At 61.6% G+C, this 15,320-nt stretch carries 12 protein-coding genes; 4 read left to right on the forward strand and 8 right to left on the reverse strand.

The window, feature by feature from the left end; genetic code table 11:
* Window positions 1–108 precede the first annotated feature (108 nt).
* Both AC19YT_RS04770 and AC19YT_RS04775 read right to left on the reverse strand, forming a co-directional pair.
* Complete coding sequence (locus tag AC19YT_RS04770; RefSeq protein WP_500609842.1) at window positions 109–609, reverse strand: hypothetical protein; 501 nt, start codon at window positions 607–609, stop codon at window positions 109–111.
* A 53-nt stretch (window positions 610–662) separates the two neighbouring features.
* Entirely contained in the window at window positions 663–2,321 is a 1,659-nt protein-coding gene (locus AC19YT_RS04775; protein ID WP_500609843.1) for a hypothetical protein, read from the reverse strand.
* A gap of 592 nt (window positions 2,322–2,913) precedes the next feature.
* Here AC19YT_RS04775 and AC19YT_RS04780 point away from each other — a divergent pair.
* Window positions 2,914–3,231 (forward strand): hypothetical protein, encoded by a 318-nt coding sequence (locus AC19YT_RS04780; protein WP_500597059.1) that lies wholly within the window; start codon window positions 2,914–2,916, stop codon window positions 3,229–3,231.
* Between the two features lie 87 nt (window positions 3,232–3,318).
* Here AC19YT_RS04780 and AC19YT_RS04785 read toward each other — a convergent pair whose 3' ends face one another.
* The 3 genes from AC19YT_RS04785 to AC19YT_RS04795 all read right to left on the reverse strand — a co-directional run bounded on the left by AC19YT_RS04785 (window position 3,319) and on the right by AC19YT_RS04795 (window position 6,042).
* Window positions 3,319–4,593, reverse strand: a complete 1,275-nt coding sequence (locus AC19YT_RS04785; RefSeq protein ID WP_095111141.1) for an ATP-binding protein — start codon at window positions 4,591–4,593, stop codon at window positions 3,319–3,321.
* Window positions 4,594–5,301, reverse strand: a complete 708-nt coding sequence (locus tag AC19YT_RS04790) for a response regulator (RefSeq protein WP_095111140.1) — start codon at window positions 5,299–5,301, stop codon at window positions 4,594–4,596.
* 132 nt (window positions 5,302–5,433) lie between these two features.
* Window positions 5,434–6,042: a MiaE family protein gene (locus AC19YT_RS04795; protein ID WP_095111139.1), complete on the reverse strand. Its 609-nt coding sequence runs from the start codon at window positions 6,040–6,042 to the stop codon at window positions 5,434–5,436.
* A 228-nt stretch (window positions 6,043–6,270) separates the two neighbouring features.
* On the opposite strand from AC19YT_RS04795, the gene uspL reads away from it, so the two are divergent.
* Window positions 6,271–7,134 (forward strand): universal stress protein UspL, encoded by an 864-nt coding sequence (uspL, locus tag AC19YT_RS04800; protein ID WP_095111138.1) that lies wholly within the window; start codon window positions 6,271–6,273, stop codon window positions 7,132–7,134.
* 70 nt (window positions 7,135–7,204) lie between these two features.
* On the opposite strand, the gene AC19YT_RS04805 is transcribed toward uspL, so the two are convergent.
* Entirely contained in the window at window positions 7,205–7,675 is a 471-nt protein-coding gene (locus AC19YT_RS04805) for a DUF1289 domain-containing protein (protein WP_095111137.1), read from the reverse strand.
* A 397-nt stretch (window positions 7,676–8,072) separates the two neighbouring features.
* Between AC19YT_RS04805 and acnB the strand changes: the two genes are divergently transcribed.
* A complete protein-coding gene (acnB, locus tag AC19YT_RS04810; RefSeq protein WP_095111136.1) occupies window positions 8,073–10,673 on the forward strand; it encodes a bifunctional aconitate hydratase 2/2-methylisocitrate dehydratase in 2,601 nt (866 codons plus the stop codon).
* A gap of 51 nt (window positions 10,674–10,724) precedes the next feature.
* Here the strand turns inward: acnB and AC19YT_RS04815 are convergent, their stop codons facing one another.
* Together AC19YT_RS04815 and AC19YT_RS04820 are read right to left on the reverse strand one after the other, a co-directional pair.
* Window positions 10,725–12,377, reverse strand: a complete 1,653-nt coding sequence (locus AC19YT_RS04815; protein WP_500609899.1) for a SulP family inorganic anion transporter — start codon at window positions 12,375–12,377, stop codon at window positions 10,725–10,727.
* Window positions 12,378–12,615: 238 nt separating this feature from the next.
* Complete coding sequence (locus tag AC19YT_RS04820; RefSeq protein ID WP_500609844.1) at window positions 12,616–13,896, reverse strand: serine/threonine transporter; 1,281 nt, start codon at window positions 13,894–13,896, stop codon at window positions 12,616–12,618.
* Between the two features lie 334 nt (window positions 13,897–14,230).
* On the opposite strand from AC19YT_RS04820, the gene AC19YT_RS04825 reads away from it, so the two are divergent.
* A complete protein-coding gene (locus AC19YT_RS04825) occupies window positions 14,231–15,181 on the forward strand; it encodes a 2-hydroxyacid dehydrogenase (protein WP_095111134.1) in 951 nt (316 codons plus the stop codon).
* The last annotated feature ends 139 nt before the right edge of the window (window positions 15,182–15,320 follow it).

The following is a 15,320-nucleotide window of genomic DNA, read 5'->3' on the forward strand; positions in this document are numbered from 1 at the left end:
TAAGCGCTTCGACTTCAAGTGTCCGATCGAGGTTATGGACGAGGTGATGCAGGAAGCTATGGCTATGCGGCATGATGCTCCAGCTTCAATTCAATAACCGTGTTGCACTCAGCTCCTGTAACCGCCCCCATTCACAATTTCCGGAGGATGCTTCATCGCCTCACCGCTGGTACCATGATGGGGAGGAGACTTATCTACATACACTTGAGTCCTGCCATTCTCAACTTCACTCGGAGCACTAGAAGATCCGTAACTTACAAAATAACTCAAGGTGAAGACCCTTTCATATCGCGTCTCGTCAGCAGGCAACTTTAAAGTCTGCGGATACGTAATGGGAGTACGAAGGTTCAGTACGTCACCGTACTTCGCACCGCTGATTGCAAGTTGCACCCTAACATTACGATTGGGCGTCGTACTCCCAGGCCAAACAATATTATTAAACACCACATTCCGTTCGCTTCCCTGTAAAACCTTAGGCAATTTGTTTGGCTCATCGCCGGGTATATTGGGCAACGCACCATCTATCACCAAGTCCTCATCCGCCAAGCTTTTGCGCCGACGCAACTCACTCAAGGTTTCACGGCCGGGGTTTACTTTTACCTTAGTCATTTCAAACGCTCCATTGTAGAAACAAAGAAACACTACCAACCAATCCGGCCCACTCACACCCGCAGAGGTGGCGTTACATGACACTCATTAGTGGGTGAACACACACAACCGCTGGGCCAGGTGTGATTGATAATGACATGGACATAAGTTGAACTGCCGACCGCCCCAGTGGTTTTCAACAAACGATAGTAAATAACGGCAGAGCCATTATCCTGCATGGGCTTAATCAACTTTTCCCAATCACTTACAATAAAGTCAAAACCATACTGCGCCTCATGCGCACTCAACTTATGGGGAATTTCGGCATCAGTACCGTCGATGGGATCGCTGCCATTGGAGTTGCGGCAGCCCTGCCACACCAAGGTGATGAGATCGTTTTCAGCGAAGCGTACATCCGGCTTGATTTGAACCCTGATACCCTGCCAAGGCCGAGGCACCGTATCACACTCGATTTTATGGAAGAAACTTTTATCCCGGAAAACGGGCTCCTTGAGATTCTCGATAACGATAATAGATACATTAACCGGCGTAGTTAATGACAACTGCTGATTGACACCATTATTAGTGAGGTAGCGCACCGGCAAGTGGGCATTGTTTTTATCCAGCTCTATAAATTCCCAGGCAATAACGAACTCTTCAATAATATCGCCGCCGCCATCTCCGAATTTTACGGTGTAGGTATACACCGGTGTCGGGATAGCGCCCCAATACAACTCAATGGTTTCACCGGGAATCGGGTTGTCATATAGCCTGAGCGTCGCCTTGGCTGGCAGGCTAAAATCGGCACCTGTCAGCATATTGGGGATGTTCGAGGCCAGCCCGCGAACCTCGATCAGGGCCAGTTTTTTATTGAGCAGTGCAGGCGCGTCCACGTGGTCCTGGCCGGCAATGGTGAAGTCATAGGGCACCGCGATGGTCGGCGAGGGTGGCGTGTACACCCCGTTACGCCGGACTCTGTAGTTCACCATTGCATTGGCCGGGCCAAGCCCCTGGGCGCTGAGAGCAAGCCACGGAACAGGGATCTCCAACGGCAACCCTCCCCCCGTCTCCACGTGGACTTCGTGCAGGGGCGAGCCATCCCAGCTCACTGCTATCCAGTCCTCGGGCTCTGCCGGCAGGTACGGGTCGATGACCACAAAAACCAGGTCGCGCGCGTGTTGGCGGTCAATCAGGCCTCGAGTCGAAAGCGGCACCCTCGGCGGTGGAAGGCTGCCAGGCAACGGGGTCAGGTTGACTTGAATGCTGGCTGCATCCGAGGTCTCGGTATTGGTGTTACCTGCCCTATCCCTGAGCCGGTACTGCGCAAAATGCAGCCCTTGGCCCTGGCTGCGGATCACCGCAGCGTCCAGAAAGAAGCTCAGTTGCTTGTTGTTGACGTCACCCTGAGTCAGGGTGTAGGTGCCGACCGGGACAGGCGTTGCCGGGTTATTGGGATCATCGGTGAAGTAGAAAATGACCACATCGCCAACCTGGGCATCGGCGTGCCACGGGATTTTCAGCCAAACCCCGCCATGATCCACCAGGTATTGCTCGGTGACGATGCCGCCTAACTCATCGGGAAATACGGGTGCTAGGGGCTTCTCGCCAAAGTTTGGGGATTTCAGATCGATGGAAACTCGGGTTCTGAGCGACTCCTTGGGGGCGGCCTCCCACGAGCCAAGACGAACAGTGATAGAGGCTGAGTACGCCCCCTCGGTGCTCAGGAACTCCACAGGTACGTGCATCCGTTGAGGGAAGACCACCTCAGTTATGGAGGGGTAACTCCTGCGAGCCACTTCGCGAAATGCGCCGCCCTGATGTGTGAACCCCAACACCACCCAGTCCGTGCGATTGGGCCCGGTAGACCTTTCCCAACTGTCGAACTCCACCTCCAGGGGGACGAGCGTGGAGTTGCGGTGTATCAGCCCGGTAGGGTCGCCCGGGTCCATGATGGCCGGCACCCGAGGTGGGGCGAACGCGTCTCGGGGGCCAATAGGCGCATTATCCTGGGTTGGGGTGCTGTTGGAACCTTTGCGTGTAGCCACTTCGACCTCCCTCCTTCAGACCCGGGTACTGCGGTGCACCTGGCCTTCGACGATTCGCAGCCCCTAGGGCCTGGATGGCTTTATTCGATACCCTCCACACCCCCCTGACTACTGTCAAAAGTTACAGGTTTTCGTGCCGCTGGTCGGAATTCGCCCTGTTCACAATCAGCCCCAGGAACCCTCGCGCCTTACAGTCTTTGACAGTTTCCCGACAAAGCTCCTGAAGTTTTCCGCCCCGCCCCGCCCTAGCATCAACGCACCCTCTCCTGCGGATGCCGCCATGCCCACGCCCCTGCGCACCCTGTGTTTATCGCTGTACTGCTGTTGTTGGATGCTGCCCGCAGAAGGCCTGCGGGCCGCGGACGAGCAACCACACCGCAGCCCCCAACACGTCGGGCTGGCGGATAGGCAAAAAGAGTGGGATGAGACCACCTTCGGCTTGGCCACCCACGTGGGCGCCACGGATCGGCGTAGGGATCGCGAGGGGTTGCTTCAGGGCACGTCAGCGCGGCACGGCATGGGCTCAATCAAGCCCCGGCCCTTTGCCGGGCCCGGGGGGCGCTATCGCCTCGGCCCGGTGGTCGTGCCCGCCCTGTAGGAAGCGGGCTTGCCCGCGCTCGGGCGCGAAGCGGGCGCACCACCGTCGAGGGGCGCTGCGCACCCCGGCGCGGGCGAGCCCGCTTAACTACTGGTGCAGCCAGGTCATGCGAAACGAGGCGCCACCCCAGGGGGAATCGAGCACTTCGACCTCGCCACCGTGGGACTGAGACACCCGCCGCACCAGCGCCAGCCCCAGGCCAAAACCACCGGTGCGGCGGTCGCGGCTGGCGTCGAGGCGCGAGAACGGCTCGAAGATCTTCTCCCGCCCGGCCAGCGGCACGCCGGGGCCGTCGTCGTTGACCAGCACTTCATAACCATCGCCAAGGCGCACCAGCGATACCTCCACCCGCCGTTCGGCGTAGCGGATGGCGTTGCGCAGCAGGTTTATCAGGGCCCGGGCCATGAAGCGCGGCTCGATGCGCACCCACTCCACCTGGCAGGCGCCAATGGACAACTGCACCCCCGCCGCTTCCGCCTCCAGGGCCACGCTGCCGACTACGCTGTCAAGCCAGCTCTGGGCCTGGATGTCTTCGCGGCTGATGACCGTGGCGCCACGCTCCAGGCTGGCGTAGGTCAGTAGCTCAGAGACCATTTCCTCCAACTCGCCGAGGTCGGCGTACATGTCATTTATGAGTTCGCTGTGCTTGCGCGGGTCGGCCTGTTGGCGCAACTGATCGAGCTCGAACGACAGCCGCGCGATGGGGGTGCGCAACTCGTGGGAAACCGCGTTGGTCAGCTCCCGCTGATGGGCGATCAAGCCTTCGATGCGCTCGGCCATGTGGTTGAAGTGCCCCGCCAACTCGCGCACGCTGGAGCGTCGCGAGAGCTGGATGCGCGCACTCAGGTCATTGTCGCCAAAGCGCTGGGCGCCGAGGCGGATCAACTCCAGGTCGCGCCAATGCGGGCGCACCCAGAAATACAGGACCAGCGCCAGGCACACCCCCAGGAACAAGTACGCCCAGAGATATAGCCACTTGGGCTCTTCGGGGAGTTTGATGCTGAGCAACTGCGCGCCGCCATCGATGTTCGCGACAAACTCGCTGAAGTCGCCGCGCACCACCACTTGGTCTTCGGCCAACAGCCCCTGTTCGCGGGTGCTGAGGCTCAGGTCGCTGGCCTCTACCAGTTCCAAGCGCAGGCCGTAGTGGGGTTGCAGCTCGGCCAGGCGTTGCGCCCGCGCCGCGCCGGTGACTGGGCGCAGTTGTTGCACCAGGCCATAGGCCGGGCCGCGCAGGGCTTCGCGGTTATAGGCTTCGTTGGCTTCGGGCAGCAGCTCGGAGAAGGTGTAGTTGACCGCCATGATGGCGCCCGCCAGGCCGATGGCTAGCACGATGTACAGGCGTAAAAACAGGCGCAGCATCTAGACCTCCCAGGCAAACGGATTGAACAGGTAACCCTTGCCCCAGATGGTCTTGATGCACACCGGTTCGCGAGGGTTGTCGTTGAGTTTGCCGCGTAGTTTGCTGATGTAGACGTCCACGCTGCGGTTGAGGCCGTCGAAGGCGATGCCGCGCATGCGGTTGAGGATGTCGTCGCGCGAAAGAAGCGTGCCCGCCGCACTGGCCAACAGCCACAGCAGCTCGAACTCCATGGTGGTGAGGTCGATCACCTGTGCGCCCAGACGCACTTCGCGGCAACTGCGGTCGATCACCAGGCGCCCGAATTCCAGGGCGCCGCGCACGCTATCCTGGGGCACCTGGCGGCGCTGCAAGGCGCGTAACCGGGCCAGCAACACGGGCGGCTTGATGGGTTTGATGACGTAGTCGTCGGCGCCGGACTCCAGGCCCAGGATGTGGTCCAGGTCATCTTCCTTGGCGGTGAGGATGACAATCGGAATGTCGGAAATGGCACGGATCTCGCGGCACACATGCAGGCCGCTTTGCCCCGGCAGCATCAGGTCGAGCACCACGACCCGGGGCTTGAACTCCAGAAAGGCCGCCAGCGCCACGTCACCGCGGTGCACGGCCCTCACCTCAAAACCATGCTGGGTGAGAAAGTGCGCGATCAACGCCGCCAAGCGCTCGTCGTCCTCCACCAGCAGGACTTTGCCAACTCCCAGGTTTTCCATAACGCCCAACCACAGCCCTTGATCCGAAGAGGCTGCAGTATAAGGGTCAACGCTTGGCAAAATGCCGTCGGCATTGGCCAAAACGGCGTGGGTTGCCGGGTTTGGCCATAACTTTCATGTTTTTAAGAGTTTTTAACAGTTGCCCGGCACGCCGCTGTGGAAGCGGAACTCGACGTCGGGCGACTCGATCAGCTCCCGTTCGGCGGCCCGCACCCGCTCGATGACCTGGGCGATGTCGGCCGCGTCGCCGTACTGGTAGGCCAGTTTCAGATAGCCCTGGAAGTGCCGCGCTTCACTCTTGAGCAGGCCGAAGTAGAACTTGCCCAGCTCTTCGTCCAGGTGCGGCACCAGGGCCTCGAAACGCTCGCAACTGCGGGCCTCGATAAACGCGCCCACCACCAGGGTATCCACCAGTTTCACCGGCTCGTGGCTGCGCACCACTTTGCGCAGGCCCGAGGCGTAGCGCCCGGCCGACAACTGGCGCAAGCCGATCTTGCGTTTTTTCATCAGGCGCATGACCTGCTCGTGGTGCACCAGCTCTTCACGGGCCAGGCGCGACATCAGGTTTATCAAGTCGACATGGCTGTGGTACTTGGCGATCAGGCTCAGGGCGGTGCTGGCGGCCTTGAATTCGCAGTTCTTGTGGTCGATGAGCAGGGTTTCCTGGTCCGCCAGCGCTGCTTGCACCCAGGCATCCGGCGTGCGGCAGCCGAGAAATTCGTGGATCTCGGGCAGGATCATTGAGCCACCTGCGTCAGAAAAGATACGGGGCAAGGCAGGGCAGCGGCGACGTCAAGAATCGGCAACATGGGGCTCACGCAGTAGGGGTTCACGGGCAAAGGCGCCGATTATACCGGCCGGGCCGCAGACCACCAGCAACCGGGCTTGATGTGCATCAACATCCGGGTGCGCGCGCAGCATCTATAGTTGTGGCACTCACGTCCTGTCATTTTTCTGGAGAACCCGACCATGCAAGCCATCCGCAGCATCCTGGTGGTCATTGAGCCCACACCGGCCGAGAGCCTGGCACTTAAACGCGCCAAGTTGATTGCTGGCGTCACCCAAGCCCATCTGCATCTGCTGGTGTGCGACAAAAAACATGACCACGGCGCGCTCCTGGCCGTACTCAAGGCCCGCCTGGTGGAAGAAGGCTATAGCGTCACCACCGAACAGGCGTGGAAGGAAAGCCAGCACGAAACCATCATTGACGTGCAACAAGCCGAGGGCTGCGGGCTGGTCATCAAGCAGCATTTCCCCGACAACCCGCTGAAAAAAGCCCTGCTGACCCCGGCGGACTGGAAACTGCTGCGCTACTGCCCCACCCCGGTGCTGCTGGTCAAGACCGCGACGCCGTGGACCGGCGGCACCATCCTGGCGGCCGTGGACGTGGGCAACACCGACGGCGAGCACCGCACCCTGCACAGCTGCATTGTTGACCATGGCTTCGACATCGCCTCCCTGGCCAAAGCCAAGTTGCACGTCATCAGCGCCCACCCTTCGCCCATGCTGTCGGCGGCGGACCCGGTGTTCCAACTCAAGGAAACCATCGAGGCCCGCTATCGCGAGCAGTGCCGCGCGTTCCAGGCCGAGTTCGATATCGATGACGACCACCTGCACATCGAGGAAGGCCCGGCCGATGTGCTGATCCCCCACAACGTCAACAAGCTGGACGCCGCGGTGCTCATCATCGGCACCGTGGCCCGCACAGGGTTGTCCGGCGCGCTGATCGGCAACACCGCCGAAGTGGTGCTCGACGCCGTGAACTGCGACGTGCTGGTGCTCAAGCCTGAGGACGTGATGGGGCATCTGGAGGAGGAAGTGGCCCGCCACTAGCAAGTGCGGTGCCAAGCAGGCAAACCACGGGGGCAAGCGTCGCGACGCTTGCCCCCGTTGCATTCAAGGCTCAGCGCGCAAGAGCATCCTTGAGAAAGCCCGGGGCGATGTAACGCTCGTAGTGGGCCTCGGAGAGCAGGAAAAATTCCCGGTCGATGGCATCGCGCAGCTCCGGCAGGTTCCAGTCGCGAAACTCCGGCAGCAGCACCATCCCGTAGGCATCCAATTGATTGATGACCCGCGCACCGCGGGCGATCAACTGGTAGGCCCAGCAGTACTCGGACTGATGGGGCACGAAGCGGATCTTGCGCTGTTCCAGCTGCGAACGCAGGCAAGCGGCGTCGAAAACCTCCAACTTGGAGGCCATCACCTGCACCAGCAGTTGCTCCAGGCGCAGCCACACCGCGCGTTTCTCTTCCTCGTTGTAGCCGTTCCAGTGGATCACTTCGTGGTGGAAACGCTTGCAGCCACGGCACACCAAATCACCGTAAACAGTGGAGCAGAGGCCGACGCAGGGGGTCTTGATGGTCTGATTGGGCATAGGTAGGCAGGACGCGAGGAAGCAAAACAGGTCGGCATGTTAGCCCTTTGTCTAACATTCATCACCCCTCAAACTTGAGGGCCTAACTTACCTTTAGATTTTTTTTGCCGTAGAATCGGCCAGCCTTTTAAGGCGCCAATAGTCCGTTAGAAGCTGTTTTCAAAGCGTCACGAGCACAGTTGATCCTAAAGAACGGTGTTGGCGAGGAGTCTTTCCAGCGGGGAAAGCTCTGCGCCAACCCTCATCAGCCCGTTCGGCAGGCGTAAAACTTTGAAAGCAGCTTCTGTGAGGAATACCGGTAGCGCAGGCTTTGCGGCCCAAAAAGCCCCCAGGCGCTGCGCACCGGCTATTTCTGGATGAGCGTCCCGGACCGGGACCACTGATGAGGGTAATAACTGTGCTTGAAGCCTACCGCAAACATATCGAAGAGCGCGCCGCCCTGGGTATCGTTCCCCAGCCGCTTAACGCCGAACAAACTGCAGGCCTGGTCGAGCTGCTGAAAAATCCCCCCGCTGGCGAAGAAGCTTTCCTCGTTGACCTGATTACCAACCGCATTCCACCAGGCGTTGACGAAGCTGCCTACGTCAAGGCTGGTTTCCTGTCGGCCCTGGCCAAGGGCGAAGCCACTTCCCCGCTGATCGACAAAAAGCGTGCAGTCGAGCTGCTGGGCACCATGCAGGGCGGCTACAACATCGTCACCATGGTCAACCTGCTGGACGACGCTGAACTGGCGCCCGTGGCCGCAGCCCAGCTCAAGCACACCCTGCTGATGTTCGATGCGTTCCACGACGTCGCAGAAAAAGCCAAGAACGGCAACACCCACGCCCAAGGCGTGCTGCAATCCTGGGCTGACGGCGAATGGTTCAAGAACCGTCCGACCCTGGCTGACAAGATCAGCCTGCGGGTGTTCAAGGTCACCGGCGAAACCAACACCGACGACCTGTCCCCTGCCCCGGACGCCTGGTCGCGCCCTGACATCCCGCTGCACGCCCTGGCCATGCTGAAAATGGCCCGTGACGGCATCGTGCCGGACGAGCAAGGCGTGACCGGCCCGATGAAGCAGATCGAAGAAATGCGCGGCCAGGGTTTCCCTATCGCCTACGTCGGTGACGTGGTCGGTACCGGTTCCTCGCGTAAATCGGCAACCAACTCGGTGCTGTGGTTCTTCGGCGACGACGTGCCTTACGTGCCGAACAAGCGCGCTGGCGGCTTCTGCTTCGGCAGCAAGATCGCTCCGATCTTCTACAACACCATGGAAGATGCTGGCGCACTGCCGATCGAATTCGACGTTTCCAACATGCACATGGGCGACGTGATCGACCTGTACCCGCACGCTGGCAAAGTCACCAAGCACAACAGCGATGAAGTGCTGACCACCTTCGAAATGAAGACCCCGGTCCTGCTCGACGAAGTCCGTGCTGGCGGCCGTATCCCGCTCATCATTGGCCGTGGCCTGACCGAGAAGGCCCGTACCGAACTGGGTCTGCCACCATCGGACCTGTTCAAGAAGCCAGAAGCCCCGGCGCAAAGCACCAAGGGTTTCACCCTGGCGCAGAAAATGGTCGGCAAGGCCTGCGGCGTGACCGGCGTACGCCCCGGCACCTACTGCGAACCGAAGATGACCACCGTCGGTTCCCAGGACACCACGGGCCCGATGACCCGCGACGAACTGAAAGACCTGGCGTGCCTGGGCTTCTCCGCCGACCTGGTGATGCAGTCCTTCTGCCACACCGCGGCGTATCCAAAGCCGATCGACGTGACCACCCACCACACCCTGCCTGACTTCATCATGACCCGTGGCGGCGTGTCCCTGCGCCCGGGCGACGGCATCATCCACAGCTGGCTGAACCGCATGCTGCTGCCGGACACCGTCGGCACCGGCGGCGACTCCCACACCCGTTTCCCAATGGGCATTTCGTTCCCGGCCGGTTCCGGCCTGGTAGCGTTCGCCGCCGCCACTGGCGTGATGCCACTGGACATGCCGGAATCGATCCTGGTGCGCTTCAAAGGCAAGATGCAACCGGGCGTCACCCTGCGTGACCTGGTGCACGCCATTCCTTACTACGCGATCCAGGCTGGCCTGCTGACCGTAGAGAAGAAAGGCAAGAAGAACGCCTTCTCCGGCCGCATCCTGGAAATCGAAGGCCTGGACAACCTGAGCATCGAACAGGCTTTCGAGCTGTCCGACGCCTCGGCCGAACGTTCGGCTGCCGGTTGCACTATCAAGCTGTCCAAAGAGTCCATCACCGAGTACCTGAGCTCCAACATCACCCTGCTGCGCTGGATGATCGGCGAAGGCTACGGCGATGCGCGCACCCTGGAACGTCGCGCTCAAGCGATGGAAGCCTGGATCGCCAACCCGGAACTGATGGTGGCCGATGCCGACGCCGAATACGCCGAAATCATCGAAATCGACCTGGCCCAGATCAAGGAGCCAGTTCTCTGCGCACCTAACGACCCGGACGACGCCCGCCTGCTGTCCAGCGTGGCTGGCGAGAAGATCGACGAAGTGTTCATCGGTTCGTGCATGACCAACATCGGTCACTTCCGCGCTGCCGGTAAGTTGCTGGAGCAGGTCAAGGGCCAGTTGCCAACTCGCCTGTGGCTGTCGCCGCCGACCAAGATGGACGCTCACCAACTGACCGAAGAAGGCTACTACGGCATCTACGGCAAGGCTGGCGCGCGCATGGAAATGCCGGGCTGCTCGCTGTGCATGGGTAACCAGGCACGGGTTGAGCCGAACGCCACAGTGGTCTCCACTTCCACCCGTAACTTCCCGAACCGTCTGGGCGACGGCGCCAACGTCTACCTGGCTTCGGCCGAGCTGGCGTCGGTGGCCTCGATCCTGGGTCGCCTGCCGACCGTCGAGGAATACATGGTCTACGCGAAGGAAATCGACACCATGGCCAGCGATGTCTATCGCTACCTGAGTTTCGACCAGATCGCCGAGTTCCGTGAAGCCGCAGCGAATGCCAATATCCCGGTCATTCAAGCCTAAGGCTTAACCGCTGTAGAAAACGCCGCGCACCGCCAGGTACGCGGCGTTTTTTTATGCCTGGCGTTTGAGCGCTGCCTGCACCGCATCGTCCACGCTCAGGCCACTGAGCATCACACCGTCGCGCTCGGCCTCGGGCAAGGCGAGCAGGCCCTGTTTGGCCCGGTGCTTGAGCCGCGCCAGCACCAGGTGCTTGCCCTCCTCGCCGACCCGGGCGAAGAACTCGGCCAGGGCCTCGATACTGGTGCCATCAAGGTTGGAGGACTCCTCAAGGCTGAGAATCACCGTGTGTACCGGTTCGGGCGTGTGGCGGATCAGGCGCAGGGCATTGCCCAGGATGCGCTCCACATTGGCGAAGAACAGCTGCTCCCCCGGCCGCAGCACCAGCACCCCCGGCACTTCCCGCGCCTGCGGGTGGCGGCCGAGGTCAACGTAATCATGGCCGCCCCCCATCTGCCCCAGGGCCTGGATATCCGCCGCCGACATCTGCCGCAGCATCAGTACCACGCTGATCGCCACGGCCATCAGCAGACCATCCAACACCCCCAGCACCAACACCGCCACCACCGCGCAGATCACCAGCAAGCGATCGCGGCGCCAGACGAAGTAGCGCCCCAGCGGCTTGAGGCTCAAGCCTCGGGACAGCGCGTGGATGACCACTGCGGCCAGCACCGGCTCCGGTGTCAGGGCGATCCACGGCAGCATCGTCAGCACGATGAACAACACCACCAGGGCCGCCACCGCGCCGGCCAGGCGCGACGTCGCCCCGGCCGCTTCATTGGCCGAGGTCACCGAGTACCCGGCGCCCACCGGCATACCATGGAACAGCCCGGACAGCAGGTTACCGGCGCCCAGCGCCCACAAGTCACGGTTCGAGGACACCCGGTCACCGTGTTTGAGGGCGAAGGCGCTGATGGAGCCATAGGACTCGGCGTACAGAATCATCACCATGGCAAAGCCCAGCTCGCCGAGGCGCAACCAGTCAAAAAATGGCAGTACCGGCAGGGAAGGCACCTCCAGGCTCAGCTCGATCACCCCGATCAACTTCACGCCGTGGGCCGGTAAATCCAGCCAACGCCCCGCCGCAATGCCCGCCATCAACACCAGCAAGCCCCCCGGCAGGCAGCGTACCCGGGCAAACAGCCACAACAGCGCCAACGCCACCCCGGCCACCGCGGCCCCGGCCCAGTTCCACTGCGGCCATTGCTCCAGCAGTTGCGGCAGGAACCGCACCAGGTTGCCGTTGCTCAACGGCACATCAACGATGCTCGCCACTTGTTTGAGGATGATGGTCAGCGCCAGGCCAAAGGCGAAACCGCGCAGCACCGGTTTGGCGATGAACGCCGTGACGCTGCCCAACTTGAGCAGCCCGGCCAGCAGGAAAAACACCCCCGTCACCAGCACCAAGGCCACCGCCAAGGTCATGCGCAATGCCGGGTCGCCATCGGCCAGGCTCGCCGTCGCCGCCGCCAGCACCGCCGCCGAAGACGACGTGGCGCAGACAATGGCAAAACGGCTGCCGCCAAACAGGCCATAGCACAGCAACCCGGCAAACAGCGCGATCACCCCGGCCTGGGGCGGCAACGCAGCGATGGTCGAATAGGCCACGGCCTCGGGCAGCAGCAACCCGGCCACCGACAAACCGGCCAGCAAATCGCCGAGGCGGCGCTGACGCACGGTCGCAGGAGGATGGGCAACGGGTAACAAGGTGGTGGGTTTGGGCGGGGTCGACACGCTGGGGGACGCCTGGCTGGAAGGTGACTAAAACCACCCAGCATAGCGGCTTACGGCCACTAGGCGTTGATGCTCATCAACCGTTGCGCAGGATGTGGGTGTCATCTGTGGCGAGGTTGCTCGCGATGGCGGTCTTTCATTGAACATAGATGTCGGCTGAAAGGGCGCTATCGCGAGCAGGCTCACTCCCACAGAGTGGTGGGAATATTGCTTACGCCGTTAACGAATAAATCAACGCCGAAATCGCCACCAACCCCACCAGGGTCACGAACACGTTGGACGCCTGGCCACGGTACTTGGCCATGGCCGGCACCTTGCGGATGGCGTACATCGGCATCAAGAACAGGATGGCGGCGATGATCGGCCCGCCCAGGGTTTCGATCATGCCCAGGATGCTCGGGTTGAGCGTGGCCACGATCCAGCACACCACCAGCATGAACGCTGCGGTCATGCGGTCCAGGGTCTTGGGCGCTGGGCGTCGGCCGCTCTTGACGATCAGGCCCTTGAGGCCTTCGCTGGCGCCGATGTAATGGCCCAGGAACGACTTGGAAATCGCCACGAAGGCAATCAAGGGCGCGGCGAAAGCGATGGTCGGGTTGCTGAAGTGGTTGGCCAGGTACGACAGGATCGACAGGTTCTGCGCCTTGGCCTCGGCCAATTGCGCCGGCGACAGGGTCAGCACGCAACTGAACACGAAGAACAGCACCATCGCCACCATTAACAGGTGGGCGCGGGACAGTATCTGCGAACTGCGCGGCTCGGCCTGGGCACCATAGCGGCGCTTTTGATCCACCGCGAACGCCGAGATGATCGGCGAATGGTTGAACGAGAACACCATCACCGGAATCGCCAGCCACAGGGTGTGCAGCAGCGCCGAGGGCGCAGGCACGGTGGAGGCAGTCTCCAGGATGCCGCCATTCCAGTGGGGAACGAGAAAAACCGCCAGAAACAGCAGCGCGACAATAAACGGATAAACCATCAGGCTCATGGCTTTGACGATCACCTGCTCGCCGCAGCGCACCACTGCCAGCAGGCCGAGAATCAGCACAAACGACAGCACCGCCCGGTGCGGCGGCATGATGTGCAACTGATGCTCCATGAAGCTGCCCACGGTGTTGGTCAGCGCGACGCTGTAGATCAGCAGGATCGGGAAAATCGCAAAGAAGTACAGCAGGGTAATCAGTGCGCCGGCCTTGATGCCGAAATGCTCCTCAACCACCTCAGTAATGTCAGAGCCCTCACGGCCCGACAGCACGAACCGGGTCAAGCCACGGTGCGCGTAAAAGGTCATGGGGAAGGCCAGCAGCGCGAGAATCAGCAACGGCCAGAAACCGCCCAGGCCAGCGTTGATCGGCAAAAACAGCGTGCCGGCGCCGATGGCCGTCCCAAACAGACCCAACATCCACGTGGTGTCCTGGCGATTCCAGGCACTGATGCTGACAGGTAAAGCCGCGTCAAACGGTGGGTTGACGCTATTGGCTTGATCTTTCATCCGGTCGGATCTCCGCATTCCGGTCATTTGCCACACAGCCGAAGCGAGTCGGAAAAACCCGACAGGCAGCGCCCCGGCCGTAACAGGGCCGCGATTCTGGGGGATTCATCAACAGAAGCAAAGACTTAGCTGAGCAACGGTTAGGCGGATCAGGCCAACGGTCGCGTTTGTGTACGTCCATGACGACGACAGCCAAATGCCACTAGCGGCTGCGCCAAGATGCAGGCCCCACGCGGGGCGGCAGCCGCGCGTAACCGCGTCTACCATTGCCAAACACCGGCCAAGCCAGCAGTCTGGCGCCCTTGCCCCACAGCCTTGCCCACAGGAGCGCAGCATGCCCAACACCGTTCTGGTCCTGGTTGAAACCATCAATGACTACCTGCCGATTCTGGAGCACAGCGGCTTTCACCTGATCCTCGCGCCCACCCCGGCCGAGCGGGCCCAGGCGATCCAGACCCACGCCGGGCAAATCCGCGCGGTACTCACCCGCGGCCCCCTGGGCCTGACGGGCGAAGAGATGGCCGCCCTGCCCCACCTGGAAATCATCTGCGTGATCGGTGCCGGCCATGAGCAGGTTGACCTGCAAGCCGCCAGCAACCGCGGGATCGCGGTCACCAATGGCGCCGGGGTCAATGCCTCGTCAGTGGCCGACCACGCCATGGCCCTGCTGCTGGCCTTGGTGCGCGACATTCCCCGCGCCGACGCCGCCGTGCGCCGGGGCGAGTGGCCGAAAATCATGCGCCCGTCCCTGGCCGGCAAACACTTGGGCATCCTGGGCCTGGGTGCCGTGGGCATGGCCATCGCCCAGCGCGGCGCCAAAGGCTTTGAAATGAGCGTCAGCTACCACAACCGCCAGCACCGTAGCGACGTGCCCTACGATTTTTGCTCCACGCCCACAGAACTGGCGCGGGCCTCGGATTTTTTGATCGTCGCCACCCCCGGCGGCCTGGGCACCCGCAACCTGATTAACAAGCAGGCCCTGGATGCGCTCGGCCCCAACGGCTTTCTCGTCAACATCGCCAGGGCCAGCGTGGTGAACACCGGCGAACTTATCAGCGCCTTGGAACAACGACGCATCGCCGGGGCGGCGCTGGATGTGTTCGACGACGAGCCTCTGGTGCCCGAGGCCCTTAAGGTATTGAGCAACGTCGTGCTCACCCCACACGTGGCCGGGCTGTCGCCGCAAGCGACCCAGGCGACGGTGGAACTGGTGGGTAAAAACCTGCTGGCGCACTTCGCCGGGCAACCTTTGCTCACCCCGCTGGCGTTGCCGGCGAAGGCTTGAAACAGCCTTGTCGGACAATTCAAACGCCCGTATCAAAAACAATGATTACCCGGCAACACCCACACCTATAAAGGCCTCTCGTGGTTGTGGGGGCCCGGCGGGCACATTAGATTAGCCAATAGTCTCTGGCATCCAAAAT

The organism is Pseudomonas sp. MF08875, from assembly GCF_059862525.1.

Excerpts from the sequence above, each read along its gene's own strand:
- AC19YT_RS04795 (WP_095111139.1), bottom strand. The coding sequence starts at position 6,042 with ATGATCCTGCCCGAGATCCACGAATTTCTCGGCTGCCGCACGCCGGAT.
- AC19YT_RS04825 (WP_095111134.1), top strand. The coding sequence starts at position 14,231 with ATGCCCAACACCGTTCTGGTCCTGGTTGAAACCATCAATGACTACCTG.
- AC19YT_RS04770 (WP_500609842.1), bottom strand. The coding sequence starts at position 609 with ATGACTAAGGTAAAAGTAAACCCCGGCCGTGAAACCTTGAGTGAGTTG.
- AC19YT_RS04785 (WP_095111141.1), bottom strand. The coding sequence starts at position 4,593 with ATGCTGCGCCTGTTTTTACGCCTGTACATCGTGCTAGCCATCGGCCTG.
- uspL (WP_095111138.1), top strand. The coding sequence starts at position 6,271 with ATGCAAGCCATCCGCAGCATCCTGGTGGTCATTGAGCCCACACCGGCC.
- AC19YT_RS04790 (WP_095111140.1), bottom strand. The coding sequence starts at position 5,301 with ATGGAAAACCTGGGAGTTGGCAAAGTCCTGCTGGTGGAGGACGACGAG.
- AC19YT_RS04820 (WP_500609844.1), bottom strand. The coding sequence starts at position 13,896 with ATGAAAGATCAAGCCAATAGCGTCAACCCACCGTTTGACGCGGCTTTA.
- AC19YT_RS04805 (WP_095111137.1), bottom strand. The coding sequence starts at position 7,675 with ATGCCCAATCAGACCATCAAGACCCCCTGCGTCGGCCTCTGCTCCACT.
- AC19YT_RS04780 (WP_500597059.1), top strand. The coding sequence starts at position 2,914 with ATGCCCACGCCCCTGCGCACCCTGTGTTTATCGCTGTACTGCTGTTGT.